Source organism: Pelagibacterium sediminicola (genome assembly GCF_003390885.1).
GTDB classification, from domain to species: Bacteria; Pseudomonadota; Alphaproteobacteria; order Rhizobiales; family Devosiaceae; genus Pelagibacterium; species Pelagibacterium sediminicola.
The window spans coordinates 90065-113692 of record NZ_QMEL01000003.1 but is presented as its reverse complement, the minus strand read 5'-3'; the positions used below and the strand labels follow the sequence as shown (position 1 = coordinate 113692).

General features: G+C 63.4%; 24 protein-coding genes. 13 read left to right on the top strand and 11 right to left on the bottom strand.

All coding sequences use genetic code 11. From position 1 onward, the window contains the following. Position 1: 1 nt before the first annotated feature. The 3 genes from DQG18_RS06790 to DQG18_RS06780 all read right to left on the bottom strand — a co-directional run bounded on the left by DQG18_RS06790 (position 2) and on the right by DQG18_RS06780 (position 1558). Complete coding sequence (locus DQG18_RS06790; protein WP_116653497.1) at positions 2-871, bottom strand: patatin-like phospholipase family protein; 870 nt, start codon at positions 869-871, stop codon at positions 2-4. Positions 872-946: 75 nt separating this feature from the next. Then, the gene (locus DQG18_RS06785; protein ID WP_157970041.1) at positions 947-1186 is read right to left on the bottom strand and encodes a hypothetical protein; all 240 of its coding nucleotides are present in this window, start codon (positions 1184-1186) and stop codon (positions 947-949) included. Positions 1187-1348: 162 nt separating this feature from the next. Next, a complete protein-coding gene (locus DQG18_RS06780; protein WP_116653495.1) occupies positions 1349-1558 on the bottom strand; it encodes a hypothetical protein in 210 nt (69 codons plus the stop codon). A 101-nt stretch (positions 1559-1659) separates the two neighbouring features. On the opposite strand from DQG18_RS06780, the gene DQG18_RS06775 reads away from it, so the two are divergent. The 4 genes from DQG18_RS06775 (at position 1660) to DQG18_RS06760 (ending at position 5073) form a co-directional block, all read left to right on the top strand. After that, positions 1660-2319 carry a 5-oxoprolinase subunit B family protein gene (locus DQG18_RS06775; protein WP_157970040.1) on the top strand — a complete coding sequence of 220 codons (660 nt, stop codon included), beginning with the start codon at positions 1660-1662 and terminating at the stop codon, positions 2317-2319. Continuing rightward, the gene (locus DQG18_RS06770; protein WP_116653493.1) at positions 2316-3227 is read left to right on the top strand and encodes a 5-oxoprolinase subunit C family protein; all 912 of its coding nucleotides are present in this window, start codon (positions 2316-2318) and stop codon (positions 3225-3227) included. The genes DQG18_RS06775 and DQG18_RS06770 overlap by 4 nt, the downstream gene beginning before the upstream one ends. After that, positions 3224-3973 (top strand): 5-oxoprolinase subunit PxpA, encoded by a 750-nt coding sequence (locus DQG18_RS06765; RefSeq protein ID WP_116653492.1) that lies wholly within the window; start codon positions 3224-3226, stop codon positions 3971-3973. The genes DQG18_RS06770 and DQG18_RS06765 overlap by 4 nt, the downstream gene beginning before the upstream one ends. An 89-nt stretch (positions 3974-4062) precedes the next feature. Further along, on the top strand, positions 4063-5073 hold the full coding sequence (locus DQG18_RS06760; RefSeq protein WP_116653491.1) for a septal ring lytic transglycosylase RlpA family protein: 1011 nt from the start codon (positions 4063-4065) through the stop codon (positions 5071-5073). A gap of 52 nt (positions 5074-5125) precedes the next feature. On the opposite strand, the gene DQG18_RS16015 is transcribed toward DQG18_RS06760, so the two are convergent. After that, positions 5126-5287: a hypothetical protein gene (locus DQG18_RS16015; protein WP_157970039.1), complete on the bottom strand. Its 162-nt coding sequence runs from the start codon at positions 5285-5287 to the stop codon at positions 5126-5128. On the opposite strand from DQG18_RS16015, the gene DQG18_RS06755 reads away from it, so the two are divergent. The 7 genes from DQG18_RS06755 to mazG all read left to right on the top strand — a co-directional run bounded on the left by DQG18_RS06755 (position 5246) and on the right by mazG (position 12350). Further along, positions 5246-6301 (top strand): D-alanyl-D-alanine carboxypeptidase family protein, encoded by a 1056-nt coding sequence (locus DQG18_RS06755; RefSeq protein ID WP_245958409.1) that lies wholly within the window; start codon positions 5246-5248, stop codon positions 6299-6301. The two genes, DQG18_RS16015 and DQG18_RS06755, sit on opposite strands and share 42 nt — an antisense overlap. A 53-nt stretch (positions 6302-6354) precedes the next feature. Beyond that, positions 6355-7047, top strand: a complete 693-nt coding sequence (tmk, locus tag DQG18_RS06750) for a dTMP kinase (RefSeq protein WP_116653489.1) — start codon at positions 6355-6357, stop codon at positions 7045-7047. Then, positions 7044-8075 (top strand): AAA family ATPase, encoded by a 1032-nt coding sequence (locus DQG18_RS06745; RefSeq protein WP_198669694.1) that lies wholly within the window; start codon positions 7044-7046, stop codon positions 8073-8075. The genes tmk and DQG18_RS06745 overlap by 4 nt, the downstream gene beginning before the upstream one ends. A gap of 15 nt (positions 8076-8090) precedes the next feature. Then, a complete protein-coding gene (gene metG, locus DQG18_RS06740; protein ID WP_116653487.1) occupies positions 8091-9650 on the top strand; it encodes a methionine--tRNA ligase in 1560 nt (519 codons plus the stop codon). Position 9651: 1 nt separating this feature from the next. Next, positions 9652-10428, top strand: a complete 777-nt coding sequence (locus tag DQG18_RS06735) for a TatD family hydrolase (protein ID WP_116653486.1) — start codon at positions 9652-9654, stop codon at positions 10426-10428. After that, positions 10428-11273 carry an MBL fold metallo-hydrolase gene (locus DQG18_RS06730; protein WP_116653485.1) on the top strand — a complete coding sequence of 282 codons (846 nt, stop codon included), beginning with the start codon at positions 10428-10430 and terminating at the stop codon, positions 11271-11273. The genes DQG18_RS06735 and DQG18_RS06730 overlap by 1 nt, the downstream gene beginning before the upstream one ends. A gap of 261 nt (positions 11274-11534) precedes the next feature. Then, entirely contained in the window at positions 11535-12350 is an 816-nt protein-coding gene (mazG, locus tag DQG18_RS06725; RefSeq protein WP_116653484.1) for a nucleoside triphosphate pyrophosphohydrolase, read from the top strand. Between the two features lie 162 nt (positions 12351-12512). On the opposite strand, the gene hflX is transcribed toward mazG, so the two are convergent. The 7 genes from hflX to dusB all read right to left on the bottom strand — a co-directional run bounded on the left by hflX (position 12513) and on the right by dusB (position 21684). Continuing rightward, the gene (gene hflX / locus DQG18_RS06720) at positions 12513-13862 is read right to left on the bottom strand and encodes a GTPase HflX (RefSeq protein WP_245958391.1); all 1350 of its coding nucleotides are present in this window, start codon (positions 13860-13862) and stop codon (positions 12513-12515) included. Further along, complete coding sequence (gene hfq, locus DQG18_RS06715) at positions 13859-14101, bottom strand: RNA chaperone Hfq (protein WP_116653483.1); 243 nt, start codon at positions 14099-14101, stop codon at positions 13859-13861. Before hfq ends, hflX begins: the two co-directional genes overlap by 4 nt. Positions 14102-14225: 124 nt before the next feature. Next, positions 14226-15605 carry a nitrogen assimilation response regulator NtrX gene (gene ntrX / locus DQG18_RS06710; RefSeq protein ID WP_116653482.1) on the bottom strand — a complete coding sequence of 460 codons (1380 nt, stop codon included), beginning with the start codon at positions 15603-15605 and terminating at the stop codon, positions 14226-14228. Continuing rightward, complete coding sequence (locus DQG18_RS06705) at positions 15605-17923, bottom strand: sensor histidine kinase NtrY-like (RefSeq protein WP_116653481.1); 2319 nt, start codon at positions 17921-17923, stop codon at positions 15605-15607. The genes ntrX and DQG18_RS06705 overlap by 1 nt, the downstream gene beginning before the upstream one ends. A gap of 177 nt (positions 17924-18100) precedes the next feature. Beyond that, positions 18101-19552: a nitrogen regulation protein NR(I) gene (gene ntrC, locus DQG18_RS06700; RefSeq protein WP_116653480.1), complete on the bottom strand. Its 1452-nt coding sequence runs from the start codon at positions 19550-19552 to the stop codon at positions 18101-18103. A 3-nt stretch (positions 19553-19555) separates the two neighbouring features. After that, entirely contained in the window at positions 19556-20689 is a 1134-nt protein-coding gene (locus DQG18_RS06695; RefSeq protein ID WP_116653479.1) for a two-component system sensor histidine kinase NtrB, read from the bottom strand. Continuing rightward, on the bottom strand, positions 20686-21684 hold the full coding sequence (gene dusB / locus DQG18_RS06690) for a tRNA dihydrouridine synthase DusB (RefSeq protein WP_116653478.1): 999 nt from the start codon (positions 21682-21684) through the stop codon (positions 20686-20688). Before dusB ends, DQG18_RS06695 begins: the two co-directional genes overlap by 4 nt. Positions 21685-21904: 220 nt before the next feature. On the opposite strand from dusB, the gene DQG18_RS06685 reads away from it, so the two are divergent. Both DQG18_RS06685 and DQG18_RS06680 read left to right on the top strand, forming a co-directional pair. Then, entirely contained in the window at positions 21905-23095 is a 1191-nt protein-coding gene (locus DQG18_RS06685; RefSeq protein WP_116653773.1) for a bifunctional 2-C-methyl-D-erythritol 4-phosphate cytidylyltransferase/2-C-methyl-D-erythritol 2,4-cyclodiphosphate synthase, read from the top strand. A gap of 3 nt (positions 23096-23098) precedes the next feature. Continuing rightward, a complete protein-coding gene (locus DQG18_RS06680; RefSeq protein WP_116653477.1) occupies positions 23099-23590 on the top strand; it encodes a CinA family protein in 492 nt (163 codons plus the stop codon). The last annotated feature ends 38 nt before the right edge of the window (positions 23591-23628 follow it).

Here is a 23628-nt window from a genome sequence, read left to right as displayed (position 1 = left end):
CTTAACCCGAGCCGTTACGCTCGAAATTTTCCAGCTTTTCCTCGAGCGCGCGCTTGAACCGATCCTTGTCGCCCTCCGCCATTTCGATCAATTCCCGGACCCGCCAGAACTCCATCAGCCCGAACGGATTGACCGAGGGGCGCACGTAGATGTCGGGAGGGTATTTCTCGATATGGGCATCGACGATCGTCTGGGTCATGATCTGGGTGGCCACGAACCCGATATCGACCAGCCCCGGCGGCACGTCGTCCTCGCCGGGTTCGGGGCTGCCATTGACGTCGATGGCAACGACGATGTCGCTCTTGTCCAGAACCTGATCGATCGGAACCGGGTTGATGACCCCGCCATCGATATAGGTACGCCCTTCAAAGACCACGGGCTTGAACGCGGCCGGAATGGCAAGGGACGCCGCGATGGCGCGCCTGAGCGGGCCGGAGGCGAAGACGATCTGCTCCCAGGAATAATAATCCGCCGCCACGGTCACGAACGGTATTTTCAGCTCCGCGAACGTTTCGGGAAATCCTTCGGGCAGGAACGCCTCGGTGATGCTCTGCGCGTCCACCTGAAAGCTCAGCCCGTTCTTGAGCAGTCCCACGAGGCTGGGCTGGTGGGCGTTCCACACGGTTCCGGCGATAAGCTGGAAGCTGCCCAACACCTCGAGCGCGTAGGAACGCAATTCCGCCCCGGTCATGCCAGCTGCCCAGCCCGCACCGATCAGCGCGCCGATGGAAGTGCCGGCGATGGCGGAGGGGTAAAGCCCCATCTCGTCCATCGCTTCGATATAGGGGATATGGGACAGACCACGTGCCGCACCGCCCCCCAGGGCGACGCCGATGCGGGGCGCGGAAGGTTCAGCGATTTCAAACGCCATGGCGGACGCCTTGCGCAACGGGCAGCGATCAAGGCAATCTAGACCGGCAGGGGCGGCGATACAACGCCGGGAAAATTATGTGTTCGAGCTTTCGGTGCGGACCCGCGCCGCGCGGAACGCGGCGAGATCGATCACCGGGGCCAGCGCTGCCTCCTGACGGCGATAAGCGATTTCCCAGGCGCGTTCGAGGATTTCCTCGATCGACAGGCTCAACTCGACCGGCAGGCTGCCGGTGCGCGTCAGGATGTCGAACACGGCATCGGCCTGTCCGCAAAGAGCCCGTTCGGGCACGTCGATGTCTCGATCTGTCTGCATGGCGCGAAAGCTACGCCCAAGAATGAAAACGGTGGCAAACAACACCGTCAGCATTTGAATTAAAGCGATGCCCGGCCATCCATCTGGCGGCAACCGCGAAGCGCTCTTGCTTCTCCGGCGAAAACCGGAAGCCATGCCGTTTCCATCAAAACACGATGCGATCTAGAGTTCGGGCGGCTCGCGGCTGTCCTTTTCCGCATCCGTCATGCGCTGGTAGCGCCGCCGGGTGAGAAAGAACATGACAACCGCGACCGCCGCCGCGCCGCCCAGAAGGACGATGCCGAATTCGGTAGCGGATAGATCGAGCGTCAGGAGGGCCACGACCGCAACGAGAATGGCGGCAGCGATCAGCAAAAGGCGCATGTTTCCCATCTCGATCCTCCCTGTAGCCTTCAACGCCGGGAATGGTCTCGCGTTTGGCTTGTCATTGCAAGTGCAGCGGGATACGCCAAAATCCGAACAAGGAGGCAAGGGTGCCCGATCTTCCCATTCCGCGGATCGTCCCGCTCGGCGACAGCGCACTGCTGGTCCGGTTTTCTGACCGGATTGGGGACGAGGCCACCTCGGCGGTGGTGGCCTTTGCGCGCACGGCGGAAGATGCGCGCCTGCCGGGTGTAACCGAAATCGTGCCCAATCTCGTTTCGGTACTGCTGCTTTACGATCCCACGAGGATCACGTTTACCGGGCTTTCGGCGGAACTGCGTCTCGCCATCTCGCGGCGCCGCGATGATGCCGGCGAAACCCGGTCCTATTCCATCGCCATCCGGTTTGGCGGCGCGGACGGCCCCGATCTCGATGCCGTAGCCGAAGCGTTGGGAATGGATAGCCACACATTTATCGCCCGGCACAATGGCGCGCCCTTGCGGATTCTGGCGACCGGCTTTGCGCCGGGCTTCGTTTATTGCGGGCTCCACGCCGAGGACATGCGCCTGCCGCGCCGCAACGCGGTACGCGACCGCGTGCCACCGGGCAGCGTTCTGTTCGCGGCGGGTCAGACCGCGATCACATCGACGCCGATCCCCACGGGCTGGCACGTCATCGGGCGCACCGATTTTTCCAACTTCGACCCAGCGGGAACACCACCAACGCTGTTGCGGGCCGGAGACTCGGTAATCTTCGAGGCTATGGCATGAGTACGCTCACCATTCTGCGTGCCGGCCCGCTGGTAACGGTGCAGGATCTTGGGCGTCCCGGCCAGCTTATCCATGGCATCAGCGCCTCGGGCGCGCTCGACAGGTCCGCCTATCGACTGGCCGGCGCCCTCGCCGGAAAGGCTGCCGGGGCGGCGCTGGAGTTCACCTCGGCCGGCCTCGGCTTGCGCTATTCCGGCACCGATTGCACCGCAGGCTTTGCGGGCGGCCAGTTCGGGTTGACCCTCAACGGCGAGCCCCGCCAATGGCCTTTGGCGCTCAACCTCACAGACGGCGATGTGATCGATATCACCACCGGCCCCTGGGGCAATTACGGCTATATCCGGTTTGAAAAGCAGATCGATTGCGCGCCGGTCATGGGCAGCCGCTCGACCAACGCGGTTGTCGGGCTGGGCGGATATGAGGGCAGGGCGCTGAGGGCAGGGGACGAACTGGCGCTCGTCCCCCTTGATGGCAGCAGTGTCCCGGAGACCATCCACACAGTCTCCGGGCAGCACCAGCTTTCCGACCCGATCCGCGTAACCTGGAGCGTCCACGCCGATCTTTTCCCCGAAACGGCAAGATCGTCTTTCATCTCCACCCAATTCCAGATAACCGCCCGCATGGATCGCATGGGCGTTCGCCTCAAGGATGCGGCAGGCGTATTCACCGACGCAAATATCCTTTCACTGGTTTCCGATTCCATCGTGCCCGGCGATATTCAAATTCTCGGGGATGGCACACCTATCGTCCTGTTGCGCGATCACCAGCCGACCGGCGGCTACCCCCGCATCGCGACCGTCATTTCCGCCGATCTCGACCGGTTCGCCCAGATCCGTTCGGGCAGGATGGTACGCTTCCAGCCGGTAACCGTCGAGGCGGCGCAGGCCGCGCTGAAAGGAACGCTATGATCCGGCAACTCGATCTCAATGCCGATCTGGGCGAGGGGTTGGGCAATGACGAAGCCCTGCTGGCCATCGTCACGAGCGCCTCCATCGCCTGTGGCGGACATGCAGGGAACGAAAAGACCATGCGCGCCGCACTGGTCGCGGCACGCGCCAATGGCGTGAGGGCCGGGGCACATCCGGGGTTCGATGACCCCGAACATTTCGGCCGCCGCCGTCTTTCCCTGCCCCCCGAAGCGATCGCGGCTGAAACCGTTCGCCAGATCGGCAGGCTCGCCGCGATCGCCACGGCGGAAGGCGTGCCGCTCGCCTATTTCAAGCTCCACGGCGCGCTGGCCAACATGGCCGCCGAAGACGACGCGCTGGCCGAAACCGTCTTTGCCTCCATCAAGAAAAGGCATCCGCATCTGGCTGCGCTGGTGCTCGAAAATTCCGCCCAGCACCGCGCGGCGCAACGCCTTGGGCTCGAAACCATCCTCGAAGCCTATGCCGACCGCGCCTATACCCCGGACGGCCTTCTGGCACCCCGGACGCGCGATGGCGCGGTCATCCACGATGACGAACAGGTGGTGGTGCGGTGTCTGCTTCTTGCGGAAACGGGGGAGATAGAAGCTCTCGACGGCACTACGCTTCGTTCCGACGCAGCCTCGATCTGTCTGCACGGCGACACGCCGGGCGCGGTTTCCCTTGCGCGTCGGATCAGGTCCGAACTCTCGGCCATCGGCGCGCTCGCCGCGCGACAATTTACATAAGTTTAAGAAAATCTAAACAAAGCTATGGTGTTTGGGATGTCTTGAAGTGAAGGCGCTTGCCTTCGAGTAATGCGTATCAGGTGCCGCGTATGAGTTCTCACACTGCTCCGATGACCCGGCGTCCCGCCGGGCTGACGATCCTTGCAACCGCTATCGCAGCGATCACTCTTTCCGGGTGTGGAGGCGGGCTCGATCTTTTCGCGGGCAATGAATATTTCGCCGCCTCCAAGATGGGGGTGAAGGCATCGCCCCGCGTCACGACCTCACGCAACGTCCCCAAGGGCGGCGGGCGTTATCACGTGGGCAAGCCCTATACCGTGGCCGGCCAGCGTTTCGTGCCCCAGGAACAGCCCGATCTGGATGTGACCGGGCAAGCGTCGTGGTACGGTCCGGCTTTTCATGGCCGCCTTACCGCCAATGGAGAAGTGTTCGACATGAACCACCTTTCCGGCGCCCATCCCACATTGCCGCTGCCGTCCTATGTGCGGGTCACCAATCTCGACAACGGCCATTCGGCGCTCGTGCGGGTCAACGACCGGGGTCCCTTTGCCAAGGGCCGTGTCATCGATCTTTCCCGCCGCACGGCAGAGGTGCTGGGCTATTCCAACAAGGGCATGGCCAATGTGCGCGTGCAATATGTCGGCCCCGCTCCGCTAGAAGGCGACGACACCCGGTTCCTGATGGCCGGCATCAACCAGTTGACGCCGTACGAGCTCAACAGCACGACCCGCGTCGCCTATAACGCCGCACCGCAAGCCCCGGCCGCGCTCGATGCGGTTGAAACGCTCGCGCCCACCGTGCCCCAGAACATTCCCTTCCAGGTCCTTTCCTATGGCGGGACCGGCGCCCTCGACATCGACGCCGTTTCCGAAATCACCGGAACGCCCGTGCGCATCGCGCTGGGCACGTTCGATGCCGATACCGCGCCCGGGATCGCCGAGGCGTTTGCGGTTCTGGGTGCCGTCGATCAGGTTTCCGTCACCCATGGCGGCCAGACCGCCGTCCAGCTCACCCTCACCCATCTTCGCGAAGGTGTGACCACGGCGGACGCGACCGACCTTGCCGGTTCTCTTGGCTTGAGCGGGACAATTTTGTATTGAATGTCCCCAAATTAGCCGTATCGAGCGGGGCAGGGCGATCTATCCGACCAAATCAAACGCAGGGCCGTTCTGGCGCACGACCGCATTCGCGCTCGCCGCGCTGATCCTTGCCCTCGCCTGCGCGCGCCCTCTCCTTGCGCAGCAGGCTTTCGAGACCGCCGCCCCCTACGCCATCCTTCTCGACCACCAGTCGGGTGCGGTTCTTTACCAGCATAATGCCGACGAGCGCGTCGAACCGGCCAGCATGGCCAAGCTGGCGACGGTTGCGCTGACCCTCGATCTGGTCCGCCGCGGCGCGCTGGGTCTTGACGATACGATGGTGATTTCCGAGCACGCCTGGCGCACCGGTGGCGCGCCCGCGCGGGGCACCACGATGTTTGCCGAACTGGGGTCCGAGGTGTCGGTGGACGATCTGCTCCATTCCGCCATCATCCAGTCCGGCAACGACGCGACCATCGCGCTCGCCGAAGGCATCGCGGGCAGCGAGACAGCCTTTGCGGGCCTGATGAACCAGTTCGGCGCCGAGATCGGGCTCACCAATTCCCATTTCACCAATCCGAGCGGATTGCCTGACCCGGAAATGTACACGACCGCACGCGATCTTGCGTACCTGGCCCGCTACATCATCCGCGAGTTTCCCGAATACTATCCCGTATTTTCCGCCGAAGCCTTCGAGTGGAACGGCATTTTCCAGCGCAACCGCAACGATCTTCTCGGCCAGGTCGGCATCGACGGGCTCAAGACCGGCAGCACCGGTTCGGTCGGCAACGGCGTGGTCGTCTCCACGACAGAAGGTGGCCGACGGCTGGTCGGTGTGGTGCACGGGCTTGCCACGGCCCAGCAGCGCACCGATGAAGTGCGCAGGCTCATCACGTGGGGCGCAACGAGTTTCGACCGCATTCCCGCTTTTTCGGACGGCACCATCATCGGCCACGCGTCGGTTTATGGCGGCGCGGTTTCACAGGTCGGCCTCGTGGGCGCGAGCGGGGTCGATATCTTTCTGCCCAAGAACAACCGACAGTGCCTCAGAGGCAATATCAGCTATCAGGCCCCCCTTCTTCCGCCCGTCAGGGCAGGGGACCAGATCGCCTATCTCAACATCTTCTGCGACGATCAGCAAATCCAGTCCGTCCCGCTTTATGCCGCAACGGACATCGAGGCGGGCGGTATCTTCCGCCGGGCGACCGACGCCCTCTGGGAACTGGCCTTCGGCTGGCTGCCTTTTTAGTATAAGGCTAAGGTTCATGGATTATCCGGCGATTCCCAGACACGGGTTGCGGCATGGCGGCTTACGACACTGATACATCACCGGCCCGTTTCCTGACCTTCGAGGGCGGGGAGGGGGTCGGCAAGTCCACGCAGGTCAAGCGGCTTGCGGCGCGCCTTGGCGATCTCGGCGTATCCGTCGTGCGCAGCCGCGAGCCGGGCGGCACGCCCAAGGCCGAGGCCGTCCGCTCCTTCATCCTGCAGGGCAAACCCGAAAGCTGGGGCGTGGGCGCCGAAGCGGTACTTTTCGCCGCCGCCCGCCTCGATCATGTCAACGAACTGATCGCCCCCGCGCTCGCATCCGGAAAATGGGTTCTCTGCGACCGCTTCGCCGATTCCACCCGCGTTTATCAGGGCCTGACGGGCGGCGTCGAGGAAGGGCTGATCGATGCGCTCGAAGCGCTGGCGCTCAACGGTCATGTGCCCGACCTCACCATCATCCTCGACATGGACCCCGAAAACGCCTTCGAGCGGGTGCGCAGGCGCGCCATGGAGGACGGCATGCCCGCCCTTGCCGACCGGTTCGAGAAGGAAGACCTCGATTTCCACCGCCGCCTGCGCGCAGGCTTCCTCGCTATCGCCGCCAAAAATCCCGACCGCTGTGTCGTACTGTCCGCCGATATGGACGAGGACGCGTTGGCCGAGGAGATATGGCGCGTGGTGCGCGAGCGGTTTCCCGAACTCGAAACCGAGGATCAGCCCGCGTGAGCTGGGAGCGTGTGGAAGCCGACCAGATCGAAGGCGTGCCTGCCCCCGAAACGCAGCGTCTTGTCGGCCATGAACGCGCCTATGCGGGCATCCTCGCCGCGCTTGACGCCGGGCGTCCGCCCAGCGCCATCATGCTGCATGGCCCGCGCGGCATCGGCAAGGCGACCTTTGCCTTCACGCTGGCGCGCGAACTTCTGACCCGCACCTCCGACGAGACCGCCGAACGGGTTGATGCGCAGGTCGCGTCCATGGCGCACCCCAATCTTTTCGTCCTGCGCCGTGCCCGCGACCTCTCGGCAACCGACAAGTTCTACACCGCCATCCGCGTCGAGGATGTGCGTACCGCCCGAGACGCGTTGCAAAGGACGCGGGGCAGGGCGGGCTATCGCATCGCGATTATCGACAGCGTCGACGATTGCAACGCCAATTCGGCCAACGCCCTGCTCAAGACGCTCGAAGAGCCGCCCGCCGAAACGCTTTTCATCGTCCTTTCGCACCGTCCGGGCGGGCTTTTGCCCACTATCCGCTCACGCTGCCAAAGCATCGCCCTGCGACCCCTGCCCGACGGCGAGGTCAGCACGGTCGTCAGCGCGATCAGGCCCGATACCGATAGCGAAGCGCTGGCCCGCGCCATCCGGCTCGCCGGAGGCCGACCGCGCCGGGCGCTCGAAACGCTGATGTTCGAGGAAGGCGATATGCTCGATGCGCTGGTCACCTGGCTCGATTCCCCCCACGTCCAGCCGGTCCGTGCCCAGCTCGCCATCGCCGAAAGCCTTGCCGCCGCCAAGGGCGCCGAACTCTCCTTCGCCCAGGATATCATCCGCGACTGGATCGCCGCCGAAGCCGAAAACGCCGCGCGGGCAGGGGCTTCGGCGCGTTTCCGCCTTGCTTCGGCCAACGCGCTGTGGGACAAGGCCAGCGCCCTCGTCGCCGACGCCGACATCTACAACCTCGACCGGCGGCAGACGCTGGTTTCGGTATTCGATCTCATCCGCGACCATGCCCGCAAATTTGCCACAGCAGCCTGACAGACCCGGACCCTTATGAGCCGCTCCACCTTTTACATCACGACCGCCATCTCCTACCCCAACGGCGCCCCCCATATCGGGCACGCCTATGAGGCGCTGGCAACCGATACGATCGCCCGCTTCAAGCGGCTAGACGGGTATGACGTCTATTTCCTCACTGGAACGGACGAGCACGGCCAGAAGATGCTCCAGACCGCCCGCAAGGAAGGCATCCCGGTATCCGAACTGGCCGACCGCAATGCCGGGCGTTTCAAGGAGATGGTCGCCGCGCTCAACTGCTCGAACGACGATTTCATCCGCACCACCGAAAAGCGCCATTACGACGCCTCGCAAGCCATCTGGAAGCGCATGGCCGAGTCCGGCAATGGCGACATCTACAAGAACACCTATTCGGGCTGGTATTCGGTGCGCGACGAAGCCTATTACGCCGAGGAGGAAACCGAGCTTCGCCCCGATGGCGTCCGCTATGGTCCGCAAGGAACCCCGGTCGAATGGATCGAGGAAGACAGCTATTTCTTCCGCCTTTCCGCCTATCAGCAGAAACTCCTAGACCTCTATGAAAGCAACCCCGAGTTCATCGGGCCGGACGAGCGCCGCAACGAAGTCGTCAATTTCGTCAAGGGCGGTCTCAAGGACCTCTCGGTCTCACGCACGACCTTCGACTGGGGCATCCGGGTGCCGGGCGATGAAGACCATGTGATGTATGTGTGGGTCGATGCGCTCACCAACTACATCACCGCCGTGGGTTTTCCCGACGAGGACAATCCGCTCTGGCGCTACTGGCCGGCGGATGTGCACATTATCGGCAAGGACATCACGCGTTTTCACGCGGTCTATTGGCCCGCCTTCCTGATGAGCGCGGGGATCGAACTGCCCAAGCGGGTGTTCGGCCACGGGTTCCTCTTTAACCGCGGCGAGAAGATGAGCAAGTCGACCGGCAACGTCATCGACCCGTTCGGCATGGTCGAGCGCTACGGGGTCGATCCGGTGCGCTATTTCTTCCTGCGCGAGGTTTCGTTCGGCCAGGACGGCTCCTACAGTCACGAGGCCATCGTCAACCGCATCAATGCCGATCTCGCCAACGATCTGGGCAACCTCGCCCAGCGCTCGCTCTCGATGGTCAGCAAACACTGCGAGGCAAAGGTGCCGCAGCCGGGGGATTTCACCGCCGAAGACCGGGAAATCCTCGCCGCCGCCGATGCCATGCTGGAGACGGCACGCGCCGCGATGGCCAATTTCGCCATGCACCGCATGCTGGAAGGCATCTGGCAGGTCGTGGCCGACACCAACCGCTATTTTGCCGCGCAAGAACCATGGGCGCTTCGCAAGACCGATCCCGCGCGCATGGCGACGGTGCTCTACGTTACCATCGAAGCGGTGCGGCAGGTGGCCATTCTCATTCAGGCCGTCATGCCGGATTCGGCCTCGCGCCTGCTCGATCTGCTCGGCATCGATCCCGCCCAGCGCGATTTTGCCGCTCTGGGCGAGGCGGGAAGGCTGGCGTCGGGCGCCGCGCTGCCCGAACCGCAAGGGGTCTTCCCGCGCTATGTCGAAAAGGACGAAGGCGCGGCCTGACATGCTGATCGACAGCCATTGCCATCTCGATTTCGATTCCCTGTCGGAAGACCTCGGCGGCGTGCTCACGCGCGCCCGGGACAATGGGGTGACCGGTTGCGTCACCATCTCGACGCGCATCAGAAATTTCGAGGCGATCAAGGCCATCACGGCCTATGAGAATGTCTGGTGCTCGGTCGGCACCCATCCGCATAATGCGCATGAAGAACTCGATATAACCACCGAGGAAATCGTCAGATTATCGGATTTTGATAAATGCGTCGCCATCGGCGAAGCCGGGCTCGACTATCACTACGATTCCTCGCCGCGCGACGCTCAGGCCCAGGGCTTCCGCAATCACATCGCCGCCGCCCGCATCACCGGCCTGCCGCTGGTCATCCATGCCCGTTCCGCCGATGACGACATGATCGCCATTCTGGAGGATGAGGCGGGGAAGGGGGCTTTCCCCTTCGTTCTGCACTGCTTTACGTCGGGCAGGGCGCTGGCCCGGCGCGGTCTCGAACTCGGTGGCTACATCTCGTTTTCGGGTATCGTGACATTCAGAAATGCGGCGGACATTCAGGAGATCGCCCGCGAGGTTCCCGCCGACCGCTATCTGGTTGAAACAGACGCGCCATACCTTGCCCCGGTGCCTCATCGCGGCAAGAGCAACGAACCGGCATTCGTGCGCCATACGGCTGAAAAGCTGGCCGAATTGCGCGGTGTGGCGCTCGAACGGGTTGCGGCGGAAACCTCGGATAATTTCTTCAAGCTGTTCTCAAAGGCGAGGCGCGCCTGATGGACACCCTGCCGTCCACACGCATCGTCGCGCGCATTCTGGGATGCGGTTCATCGGGCGGCGTGCCGCGCATCGGCAACAATTGGGGCGCCTGCAATCCCCAGAATCCCAAGAACAGGCGCAGCCGCTGCGCCTTGCTCATCACCGGATCGCGTCCCGATATGCCTGGCAAGACCCGCATTCTGATCGATACGGGATGCGATCTGCGCGAGCAGCTTCTTGCCGCCGAAGTGGCCGAGATCGACGGCGTTTTTTACACCCACGAGCACGCCGACCACACCCACGGCATTGACGATCTGCGCGTTCTGGCGCTGAATTCCCGCCGTCGCGTGGATGTCTATATGGACACGACAACCGAGGTGCGCCTGCGCGATGCCTTCGGCTATTGTTTTACCGCGCCCGAGGATAGCCCATATCCACCCATCCTCAATGCCAATTCCATAGCGCCGGGCGAGCGCATCACGATCACCGGCGCGGGCGGCACGATCGAGGTCACGCCATTCGAGCAGGAGCACGGCAACATCACCTCGCTGGGGTTCCGCGTCGCCGACTTTGCCTATTCATGCGATCTCTCGGGCGTGCCTAAAAGCTCGTTCTGGGCCGTGCGCGATCTCGATATCTGGGTGCTCGACGCACTGCGCTACGCACCGCATCCGAGCCATCTGAACCTCGAGCAATCCCTGGCCCAGATCGCCCGCCACACCCCAAAACACGCCATCCTCACCAATCTCCACGTCGACCTCGATTATGACGTGCTCGACAGTGAGACACCGGACCACGTGGAACCGGCCTATGACGGCATGGAGATCGTGGTGGCGGACAACGAGACTGGACCCCGGGAATAAATCCCGGGGTGACATAAGAGATGGGGGTTGGCTTAAAGCCCTTCGCAACCACCATTGTCATTCCGGGATTTATTCCCGGGATCCCGCCGCGACCACCGGAACATACCGTGATGATCTCCGATTTCTTCGCATGCAAAAGTTCCATAATATATATTATGCGAATCATGCTGATACCTAAACCGAACCCGACATCCCCGCCTTCTTTTCTCCTCGCCTCCGATCCCGTTATGATCGGAACAAACGAATCTCAAGGTAGCCCGCATGCAGCCCTCCCGCGAACTCTCGACGCTTCTCGACATCATGGCGCGGCTGCGCGATCCAGTGAATGGGTGTCCGTGGGACATCGAGCAGGATTTCCGCTCGATCCGCCATTACACCATCGAGGAAGCCTATGAGGTGGCCGATGCCATCGAGCGCGAGGATTACGAGGATCTGCGCGACGAACTGGGCGATCTGATCCTCCAGCCCGTCTATCACGCCCAGATGGCGTCAGAGGCAGGACTGTTCGATATTGGTGACGTGATCTTCTCGGTCACCGAAAAGCTCATCCGGCGCCATCCGCACGTCTTTGGCGATGACGATCCGGGCAATGCCACGAGCACCGAAAGGCGCTGGGAGAACATCAAGGCAGCCGAGCGCGCGAAAAAGGCCGAGCGGCGTGGTGCTGAAAAGCCGCCCTCGCTGCTCGATGACGTGCCCGTCGGTCTGCCCGCCCTGGCACGCGCCGGAAAGCTCACCAAACGCGCCGCCCGTGTCGGGTTCGACTGGCCCGATACCCGATCGGTCATCGCCAAGATCGCCGAGGAACTCGACGAAACCAACGAGGCTCTCGCGAGCGGTTCGGCCGAACAGCAGGCCGAGGAAATCGGCGACCTGCTTTTTGCCGTCGCCAACCTCGCCCGCCACGCCGGCATCGACCCCGAAGCCTCGCTTCGCGACGCCAACGCCAAATTCATCCGCCGTTTCGAGCATGTCGAGGCGCGGTGCCGGAAGGACGGTGTGGAAATCGCGGAAGCTGGTCTCGAACGGCTCGATGGCTACTGGAACGAGATCAGGGCTGCGGACAAATCGTCATAAGTAGCCACCTGCCCAGTCTGCAGGATCGCTCTGGACCCCGGTAATGAATACCGGGGTGACATCGGAGTTGGGGATGGATTTCAGCAAAACACGCCATTGTCATTCCGGCATTTATTGCCGGAATCCAGTGCAGTTTATCCCCCCGCATCCGGCGCAGCCCGCTTAACCGTCCAGCCCCTCGATCCGCCCCTCGAAACGGCTGAGAAATTCCGCTCGCATCCGGGGGGGCACGCGCACGATATAGCGCGTGCCCGCCTCGTCCGGCTCGCCGCGTTCGAGCACTTCGGCGTTGGCGTAGAGCCAGCCGGTGTCGGCGCTCGCGCTGTGCGGCACCGACACCGCGAACCGCCGTGCATCCTGCGACAGAACCTTTTCGATCGCCTCACGCAGCGCGGGGATGCCCTCCCCTGTCACCGCCGAAACCGCAACCGTCGCCGCGACCTTGCCCGCCGGCTGGATTACGGCCAGCCCCCTGCCCCCGGCATCGTCCGCCAGCATGTCGATCTTGTTCCAGACCTCGATGATCGGCGTCGTCTCCCCGTTGACGCCGAGATCGGCGAGCACCGCCAGCACATCGGCGGCCTGGGCCGGATGGTCGGGGCTCGAAACGTCCCGCACATGCAGGATCACCCGCGCGTCGATCACTTCTTCCAACGTGCCCCGAAAGGCCGCGACGAGATCGGTGGGCAGGTCGGAAATGAAGCCCACCGTATCGGACAGGATAATGTCGCGCCCATGCGGGAGAGTCGTTTTGCGTACGGTGGTGTCGAGGGTGGCAAACAGCAGATCCTTGGCCATCACCTCCGAGCCGGTCAGCGCATTGAAAAGGCTTGATTTTCCCGCATTGGTGTAGCCGACCAGCGCAACGACCGGAAACGGCACCGTCTCGCGCGGGCCGCGCTGGAGCTGGCGCGTGCGGCGCACCTTTTCCAGCCGCCGCTCGAGGATGAGGATACGGTCCTGGATCTGCCGCCGGTCGGATTCGATCTGGGTTTCGCCTGGACCGCCGAGGAACCCGCTGCCGCCGCGCTGGCGCTCGAGATGCGTCCAGGAGCGCACCAGCCGCCCCTTCTGGTAGTTGAGATGGGCAAGTTCCACCTGCAACACGCCTTCGCGGGTTGCTGCACGTTCCCCGAAAATCTCGAGGATCAGCCCGGTGCGGTCGAGCACCTTGACGCCCGTATCGCGTTCGAGGTTGCGCTGCTGGATGGGCGAGAGCGGCGCATCGACGAGTAGCAGCTCGATATCGTCCGCCTCGGCCCGTTCGGCAAGGCTCGCCACCTGTCCGCCGCCCAGATAGGTCGCCGGCTTGATTTCCCGGACGGATAGAATTTCCTCGTGAACAAGGTCGAGATCGATCGCGGCAGCAAGGCCGATGAATTCGGCGTGCCGCACTTCTGCCGTTCTGGCATAGCGCTGCCCCCGCACCTCGGGGGTGACGGCCATGGCGCGCGTCCTGAGCTTGCGGTGATCCACAAGCCCATCCGTGTCGCGGGTGTCGTTATCGTTCAATCGGCGTTCTCGGGATCGAAGAGCTGGATCGGCGCGCCCGGCATGATCGTGGAGATGGCATGCTTGTAAACGAGTTGGGATTGCGCATCGCGGCGCAGCAGCAGACAGAAATTATCAAACCAGGTGATGACGCCCTGCAGCTTGACGCCGTTGACGAGGAAAATCGTCACCGGCACCTTCTGCTTGCGGACGTGATTGAGAAAGGAGTCCTGCAGGTTCTGCACCTTTTCACTGGGCATTTCTCGGCCTCTTCTTTGCCGGGCAAAGCTTATGACCGCCTGAGGCATTCCGCCTCCATACCGCCCTGCCCGTTATCGTTTTCGTGTCAGCGGTCACGACTATTGCACAACTCGCGAGCCGTGCCTATAGCCCCAGCGATTTGATCTTGCGGTGCAATGCGCTGCGCTCCATGCCCACGAACTCGGCAGTCTTGGAAATATTGCCCCCGAACCGGTCGATCTGGGCGATGAGATATTGCCGCTCGAACACCTCGCGGGCGTCGCGCAGCGGCAGGCTCATCAGATGCGCCGAGCTGTCCGTATCCCCGATGGTGGGCAGCACTTCCGAGATGTCGGGCGGCAGCATCGCGGCGGTGATTACCCCGTCTTCGGGACGATGGTCGCGCACCAGGATCAGCAGCCGCTCGATGGCATTGCGAAGCTGACGGGCGTTGCCCGGCCAGTCCTGCCCCTGCAGAACGGCAATCGCGTCCTCGCCCAGAATGAAGCGCGGCAGATTGTGCATCCGCGAAAGCTGGGCCACGAACACCCCGATCAGCGCCGGGATGTCCTCACGCCGTTCGCGCAGCGCCGTCAATTGCAGCGGCACGACGGAAAGCCGGTGAAACAGGTCGGAGCGGAACTGCCCCGCCTCGATCAGCCCGGCGATGTTCTGCGAGCTCGACGAGATGATCCGCACATCGACCGGCACGGGGCCGGCCCCGCCCAAGCGGGTGAACTTGTTCTCGACCAGCGTACGCAGCAACGCCGTCTGTGTATCGGCGGGAAGCTGTGTTACTTCCGAAAGATAGAGCGTGCCGCCATGAGCGCGTTCGAGCGCGCCCACTTCCGTTCTCAACCCCGAGGCATCGCGGGTTTCCCGCCCGAACAGCACGCCAGGAATTTCGTCGGGCGCATAGAGCGAGGCGTTGATCTCGATGAATGGGCCGTTGGCGCGCGGGCTCTTGAGATGCAGCAGCCGCGCGCAAAGGCCCTTGCCGGTTCCCGCCCCGCCCGAAATGAACACGCGTGAGCGCGTGCCGGCCGATTTTTCGATCAGCGAGCGCACCTGCGCGATGGCCGAGGACACCCCGGCAATCTCGGATTCCTCGCCCCCCGTGCGCTCCTTGAGGTCGGCGACCTCGGTGCGCAGCTTGCTGGCCTCGATGGCGCGCTGGGTGATCAGCAGCAGCCGGTCGATCTTGAAGGGCTTTTCGATATAGTCGTAAGCTCCGCGCCGGATGGCCGAAACCGCCGTCTCCACATTGCCGTGCCCCGAGATCATCACCACCGGCAGATCGGGATGGTCGGCCTGCAGGAGGTCGAGCAGTTGCAGCCCGTCGAGCCGCGACCCCTGCATCCAGATGTCGAGAAAGACCAGATTGGGGCGGCGCCTGGCGATTTCCTCAAGTGCGGAATCGGCATCGCTCGCTTGCCTTGGTTCATAGCCTTCGTCCTCGAGAATCCCGGCGATCAGGTCGCGAATGTCTTCCTCGTCGTCGACGATCAATATGTCACGGGCCATTACTTCGCTGCCATCGCAGAAACGCGCGATGCCTCCTTTTGATCGGGATTGCCGGGCCGGGCCGTGTCGGCTTGGGCCAGGGGTTCGCGGGGCGATCTCGCACCTTCATGCAACGGAAGCGTGAATGCAAAACACGCACCGATGCGGCCGTTTCCGTCGGGGGCCGCGTCGCGAAGGTCGATCCTGCCGCCGTGCTGCTCAATGATCTTTGCGACAATTGCAAGGCCGAGCCCCGTGCCTTTTTCCCGCGTGGTCATGTAGGGTTCGAGAAGCTGGTGGCGGTTCTCGTCCGGCCAGCCCTTGCCATTGTCGCTTACCGAGATGACGATCTCATCGCCCACCTTTTCGGCCGACACAATGACTTCGGGATTATCTATTTCAGTTACACCCACATTTTCAATGGCTTCCACGGCGTTCTTTATAAGGTTCGTGAGCGCCTGCGAGATCAGTCGCGTGTCGAACTGCGCATAAAGCGGGTCGTCCGGCAACTCGGCCCTGATGTTCACTTCGGGCAACCGCACGCTTTCAAGGAACACCGCCTGCCGGATGGTATCGGAGAGGTCGGCCCGCGCGATCGCGGCGGTCGGCATGCGGGCAAAGGACGAGAATTCATCCACCATCCGCCCGATATCGCCCACCTGCCGCACGATGGTCGAGATGCACTTGTCGAACACCTCGAAATCGTCCACCAGCTTGTTGGCGTAGCGGCGGCGCAGGCGTTCGGCGGAAAGCTGGATGGGCGTCAGCGGGTTCTTGATCTCGTGGGCGATGCGGCGCGCCACGTCCGCCCAGGCGCTGTTGCGCTGGGCGGCGACCAGTTCGGTGATATCGTCGAGCGTGATGACGAACCCCTTGGATTCGGTTATTGTCCCCTCACGCGTCAACCGCACCTGATAGGTTCGGCGATCGAACCCGGTCGAGAGTTGAATCTGGTCCTGCACCCTGCCTCGCCGCGCAGATTGCGCCCGCTCCATGATCGGGGCGAGCGCGGGTGCGATGCTGGCGAGTTCCTGATCCATCAGGTCCAGTTCGTCCTGCCCAAGAGCGGCGCAGGCCCGCGAATTGACCAGCGTTATGCGCCCGAACGCATCGAGCCCGATGATCCCCGCCGAAACGCCCTCCACGACTGCTTCGGTGAACTGGCGCCGCTGCTCGTTGGTGCGGCTGGCGGCCCGCAACGCGGCGTGCTGGGAGCGCAATTGCTGGGTCATCTTGTTGAACCGTACCGCGAGGTCATGCAGATCCCCCCGCCGCTCGGGCACCGGCAGTTGCACGTCGAGATCCCCACTCGACACGCGGTTCGAGGCGATCATCAGGTTGCGGATGGGATCGACGAGACCATTGGCCAGCGCGATCCCGGTCCAGAGCGCTGCGAGCAGGAACACGAACGCGACGCCCACATACATGAGCGTGAAGGTGATCTGGAAGACCAGCCTGTTGGAATCGTAGAGCCGGTATTCGGTGATGTTCTCGTCGGTCAGCCGCACATATTCGAGCACTTCTGGGTCGACCGGGCGCGCAACGAACAGATAGAGGTCCGCATAGCCGCGCAGCTTGACGACCGCGCCCACCAGATTGCTCGCGCCGGGCGAAATCGGTGTCGGCGTCCCTTCCCCGGCCAGATCCAGCACGCCGTCGGGCACGCGCGGCATGGCGCCCTGGACGTTGATCTGCGCGCGCATAACCGTTTCACCGGCCCTGTTGACCACCGCGGTGAGAGGCAGCGAGCGCGTCGTCGCCAGCGCCGTGAGGATACGCTGAAAGCGCGGCGGATCGGTTATATAGGTGTCGCGCGTTGCCTCCAGTTCCTCGGCGATCCAGATGATGTCGCCGCGCAGTACCTGCGCGTGTTCGAGCATGTAGGACCGCGCAACCAGCCGTGAGCTTTCCACCATCGAGCGGGTGCGCTCGGAGAACCACTGGTCGAGCCCCTGATTGAGCGCGATGGTAGCAACGACCGCCACGATGAAGGCAGGCGCCGCGGCGATGATGGCGATCATCCCCACGATGCGCGTCTGAAGGCGCGCGCCGGCCTGCCTTTGCAGCCGCGACTGGAGCAGCATCACCAGTTCGGTCAGGACCAGCGCGATGACCAGCAGAATCAGGATCGCGTTGGCGATCCAGATCCACGTCCAGACGTCCGGGCTCGGCTCAACCCGCGTCGCCCCGCTCATGATGAGGAACGAGCCCGAGGCAACGATGACCGAGATCAGCACCACGACAAAGCCGATGGTCCGGATCAGCCGGTTGTTCTGGAACAACGGGCTCTTGGGCGGCGGGCGTGTCCGGGCGCCGTCAACGGGCGGAGTATCCGTCATTGTTGCAACCCAACTCGCTTTCGAGGTCCTGACCCTAAGGCGTTCCCGATGAAGATAACGCCCCTTATCCCGGGAGATGGCCCGAGTCTCCCCCAACTCGCCCCTTGGTTCAAGACAATTGTTGCCGAAATGTGACAGTGAGGAGTGGCCCGGCCTCTGTTACCGGAATTCTGGACCCTACCCCAACTGCCGCGAGTGCTTCACGATTTCGATCCCGTGCGTGCGGATCTTCTTGCGCAGGGTATTGCGATTGAGCCCCAGCAATTCGGCCGCCTTGATCTGGTTGCCACCGCAGGCGTTCAGCACCATCGAGATCAGCGGCACCTCTACCTTGTCGATCACACGCTGATAGACGCCCGGCGGCGGCAGGTTGGGCTCGTACTCGGCGAAAAGCCGGGCCAGTTCGGTCTCGATGGCGGTCGTTACGTCCGCCACGCCCGCCGCCTGCGCCGAAAACCCCGTGCGATCGGCAAGGTTGAGCTCGTTCTGGACGATCTCGGCGGAAATGGTCTCGTCGGCATAAAGCGCTGCAAGCCGCCGTACGAGGTTTTCCAGTTCGCGCACGTTTCCGGGCCAGCTATATTGCTGCATGAGCTTGAGCGCATCGCCTGAAATAATTTTCAACGGCTCCCCTTCCCGCTGGGCGTCCTTGAGAAAGCTCGTGGCGAGGTCGGGCACGTCATCGATGCGTTCGCGCAGCGGCGGCAGGCGGATGGGGACGACATTGAGTCGATAAAAGAGGTCCTCGCGGAACAGACCCTGCCGGATCAACTGGCCGAGGTCGCGGTGCGTCGCCGCGACGATCCGCACATCGGTCCGGATCGGGGTCCGCCCCCCGACCATCGTGTATTCACCCTCCTGCAGCACCCGCAGCAGCCGCGTCTGGGCGTCCATGGGCATGTCGCCGATCTCATCGAGGAACAGCGTGCCGCCCTCGGCCTGCTCGAAGCGCCCCGAGGATCGCGAGGTGGCACCCGTAAACGCCCCCTTTTCGTGCCCGAACAGTTCGGCTTCGATCAGATCGCGCGGGATCGCCGCCATGTTGATCGCAACAAACGGACCGTTCTTGCGCTTGCCGAAATTGTGCAGGGCTCGGGCCACCAGTTCCTTGCCCGTCCCGCTCTCCCCGGTGATCATCACCGTGAGATCGGTCTGCATCAGCCGCGCCAGTGCACGGTAAATGTCCTGCATGGCCGCCGAACGCCCCACCAGCGGCATGTTCTCGGTTTCTTCGGCGCGCCGCTCCGCATCGGCCGGACGCCTTGCCTCGGCAAGCGCGCGTCCCACGACCGCCAGCACCTCGGTAATATCGAAGGGCTTGGGCAGGTATTCATAGGCGCCCAGTTCCGAGGCCCTGATCGCCGTCATGAAGGTGTTCTGCGCGCTCATCACGACAATCGGCAGTTCAGGGCGCAGCTTCCTGATCTTTGGCATCACGTCGAACGCATTGCCATCCGGCATGGAAACATCGGTAACGAGCAGGTCCCCCTCTCCGCGCGTGACCATATTCCACATGGTCGAGATATTGCCCGTGGGCCGCACCTCGTAACCGGCCCGCGACAGGGCCTGGTTGAGCACCATGCGAATGGCGGCGTCATCGTCTACAAGAAGAATGGTTTGACCTGGCATGGCTTAGACTGCGCTATCGGTTAGTGGGATATCCTCGTCGTCAAAACCTTCCCCGTCCCGCGCCACCGGCAACAGGACGCGGAACCGGGTGCGGCCGGGGCGACTTTCGCAATCGATCACCCCGCCATGATCGCCCACGATCTTGGCGACGAGCGCGAGCCCCAGCCCCGAACCTGAAAGCTTGGTGGTGACGAACGGATCGAAAAGGAACGGCAGAAGGTCGGCGGACACGCCCGGCCCGTTGTCCTCGATGAGGATTTCAAGCGGCAGCGAAATGCGCTGCGCCACACCTGCGAGCGCAATGCGGATGCCGGGGCGAAAAGCCGTCGTTATCCTGATTTCTGGTTTCGCTGTTCTCTCAAGCGCTTCCGCCGCATTCTTGATGAGATTGAGGAAGACCTGAATGAGTTGATCACGGTCTCCGGCGACGGGCGGCAGGCTCGGATCGTAATCTTCGGAAAAGCTCACGCCCCTGGCGACGCCGTTCGCCGCGAGCAGCTTGACCCGCTCGAGAACGCTATGAATATTTACGGGCATGCGTTCGACAGGCCGTTCGTCCCCGAACACTTCCATACGGTCCACCAGCCCGACAATGCGGTCGGTTTCATCCCTGATCAGCCGCGCCAGCGCGCGGTCGTCGCCGGTCGCCGATTGTTCGAGCAGTTGCGAAGCGCCCCTGATGCCCGATAGCGGGTTCTTGATCTCATGGGCCAGCATGGCGGCAAGCCCGGTCACCGACCGTGCCGCCCCGCGCGAGACCAGCTGCCGGTCGATCTTGTCGGCCATGGTCCGTTCCTGAAAGGTCAGCGTCACATGGCCGGGCTGTTCGGGAATCGGGCTGGCATAGACGTCAACGACCGTTTCCTCGCTCATGCGCGACGTGCCAATCTGGACGCGGTATTCGATCATCGAAGCCTGCCGGGCCAGCACACTGTCGATAAGGCTCAGGATCGGGGAATCGAAGGCGATGAAGTCCGAAAGCTTCTGACGCGCCAGAATGCTCTGGGACGCCTGGAAAAAGGTTTCCGCCGCATAATTGGCGAAAACGATCGCGCCATCCCCGCCGCACACCAGCACCGGCTGCGGCAGCGCCTGGAGAATAGCGGCATGAAAATCGGCTGACACGACGCTGCTCATGCCGCTTCGCTCACTGGTGCGCCCAGCATTTGCGGCAGGGCAGCCAGCACCTCGGACGGCTCGTTATTGGTGAGCAGCGCCTTGCGCGCCGCACCCCCTGTTACGCCAACCATATCAAGATACCACCCGATATGCTTTCGCGCCACGCGCACGCCGAGTTCGGCCCCGTATTCGTCCAGCATCGCCTCATAATGGGCCGAAACCAGTTCGATCAAGGCCTGCCCCTGCGGCGCATCGATCATCTTTCCGCCAGCAAGCGCCGCGCCGATCTGCCCGACGATCCATGGCCGGCCCTGCGCGCCGCGCCCGATCATCACCGCATCGGCGCCCGAGGCTTCGAGTGCCGCCTCGGCCCGTTCGATATCGGTGATATCGCCATTGATCACCAGCGGGATCGACACCGCGTCCCTCACGGCGCGCACCGGTTCCCAGCGCGCCTCGCCCTTGTAGAATTGCTGGCGCGTGCGGCCATGGACCGTCACCATGCGCGCGCCCGCCTCTTCCGCGGATTTTGCGATCTGGGGCGCATTGAGGTTGTCATCGTCCCAGCCCAGCCGCATCTTGACGGTCACCGGCAGGCTGGTCGCCTTGACGGTTGCCTCGATCAGCCGCAGCGCCACATCGGGCACTCGCATCAGCGCCGAACCGGCGAACCCGTTGGTGACGCGCTTGGAGGGACAGCCCAGATTGAGGTCGATCATGTCGGCCCCGGCGTCCTCGGCGATCTCGACGCCCCGCACCAGCCATTTCGCCTCGCATCCGGCGAGCTGCACCACATGCGGCAGTCCTTCGCTCGCGGCGGTGCGGCGCACCATGTCGTCCTGCCCCGTCGTCAGCGCCTCGCTGGCGATCATTTCGGACACGACCATCCCAGCCCCGAACCGGGCGGCGATCTCGCGCATGGGCCGGTCGGTGATCCCGGCCATCGGCGCAAGGAACGCGCGGTTGGGCAGATTTACACTCTCGATGCTTATTCCGCAGGCAAACTGCGCCAAGCCAATGCCTCAAAACTGAACAGCGGGGTAGGTTTGACGATAGATTAGTCAATTCATGATCCGTTTCAATGCCAATTCGAGGATAAGTTTGCTAGAATCCGTCACTCCGGGCTTTTCCAAAACGCTTCGATTTTGCGCGCTTTGCAATCCTGCGCGCCCCGATGTATCGGATGGGGAACATGCCGGAACCCATCCGGCCTCAATCGGATTTCGGATCATCATGGCAGATCACCCCCGGATAGCAGTGGTCGTCGTCGCGGGCGGCAAGGGCGAGCGCGCGGCCGGCGCCGATACGGTGCCCAAGCAATACCGCCCGCTGGCAGGCCAACCGGTGCTGGCCCGGACGCTTTCGGGCTTTCTGGCGCAGGACCGGATCGAGCGGGTCCTGCCCGTCATTGGCGCGGACCATGCCAGCCAGTACGCAAGTCTGGGGCTTGCTCACCCCCGTCTCATGCCGCCAGTCACCGGCGGCGGCACCCGGCAGAGTTCGACGCTCGCCGGCTTGGATGCACTTGCGTCAGACCCGCCCGACATCGTACTCATCCATGACGGGGCCCGGCCTTTCATCGAGCCGGACGTTATCGCCAACGTCATAGCCGCGCTCGATGATGCCGATGGCGCCCTGCCCGTAACGCTGGTCACCGATACGATCAAGCGCTCGCTCGACGGCAAGACCGTTGGCGGCACCGAGGACCGCACCCAGCTCTTCGCCGCCCAGACCCCACAGGGCTTCCGGTTCGGCGCCATCTACGACGCCCATCGCCGTGCCATCGCATATTCCGACAGCTTTACCGACGATGCTGCCATCGCCGAATGGGCGCACCTGCGGGTCGCGCTGGCCGAGGGCAGCACGCGCAACATCAAGATTACGCTGGCCCAGGACTTTGCCCGCGCCGAACGCATGATCGAGGGAGAGACACCGATGGAAACCCGCACCGGGCTCGGTTACGACGTCCATGCCTTCGAGGACGGCGACCACGTGATCCTCGGCAATATCAAAATCCCCCACACCGCCAGGCTCAAGGGTCATTCGGACGCCGATGTCGTGCTCCATGCGCTGTCGGATGCGCTTTACGGCGCGCTGGCCGATGGCGATATCGGCAAACACTTCCCGCCTTCCGACATGCAATGGAAAGGCGCGGATTCGTCTATTTTCCTCGAACACGCCGCCGGGCTCGTCCACCAGCGCGGCGGGCGGATCGTTCATCTGGACACCACCATCGTCTGCGAGCATCCAAGGATCGGCCCGCACGTCGAAAGCATGCGCACCCGCATCGCCGAAATCGTCTCGATCTCCCCTTCCCGCGTCGCCGTCAAGGCAACCACATCCGAGCGTCTGGGCTTCATAGGCCGGGAGGAAGGCATCGCCGCCCACGCGATCGCCACCATCGAATTGCCCCGGAGCGATTGAACGATGCTCGATACAGAAACGCTCGGGCTTGCCCGCAAGGTCAACGACCGCCTGCTGCTTGCCGAAAAGACCATGGTCACCGCCGAAAGCTGCACCGGCGGGCTGGTTGCAGCCGCGCTCACGTCCGTCGCGGGCTCTTCGGCCATCCTTTACGGGGGGTTCGTCACCTACGCCAACGAAGCCAAGACAGCGATGATTTCGGTCCCCGCCGATCTCATCGCCCGGCACGGCGCGGTCTCGCAGGAAGTTGCCCGCGCCATGGCCGAAGGCGCCCGCCGCACCGCCGGCGTCGATCTCGCCATCGCCATCACCGGCATCGCCGGTCCGGGGGGCGGCTCGGACGAAAAGCCGATCGGCCTCGTCCATTTCGGGTTGGCCACTGCCGAAAATACCATCCATCGCAAGGAAAATTTTGGCGATCTGGGCCGCGACCGTATTCGGCAGGAGGCGGTAAGGGTGGCGCTGGAGATGATCCTCGATGCTTGCGGGCCTTAGCGCGCGCCCCACCTCTCCTTCGCTTCCCCGGCGAAAGC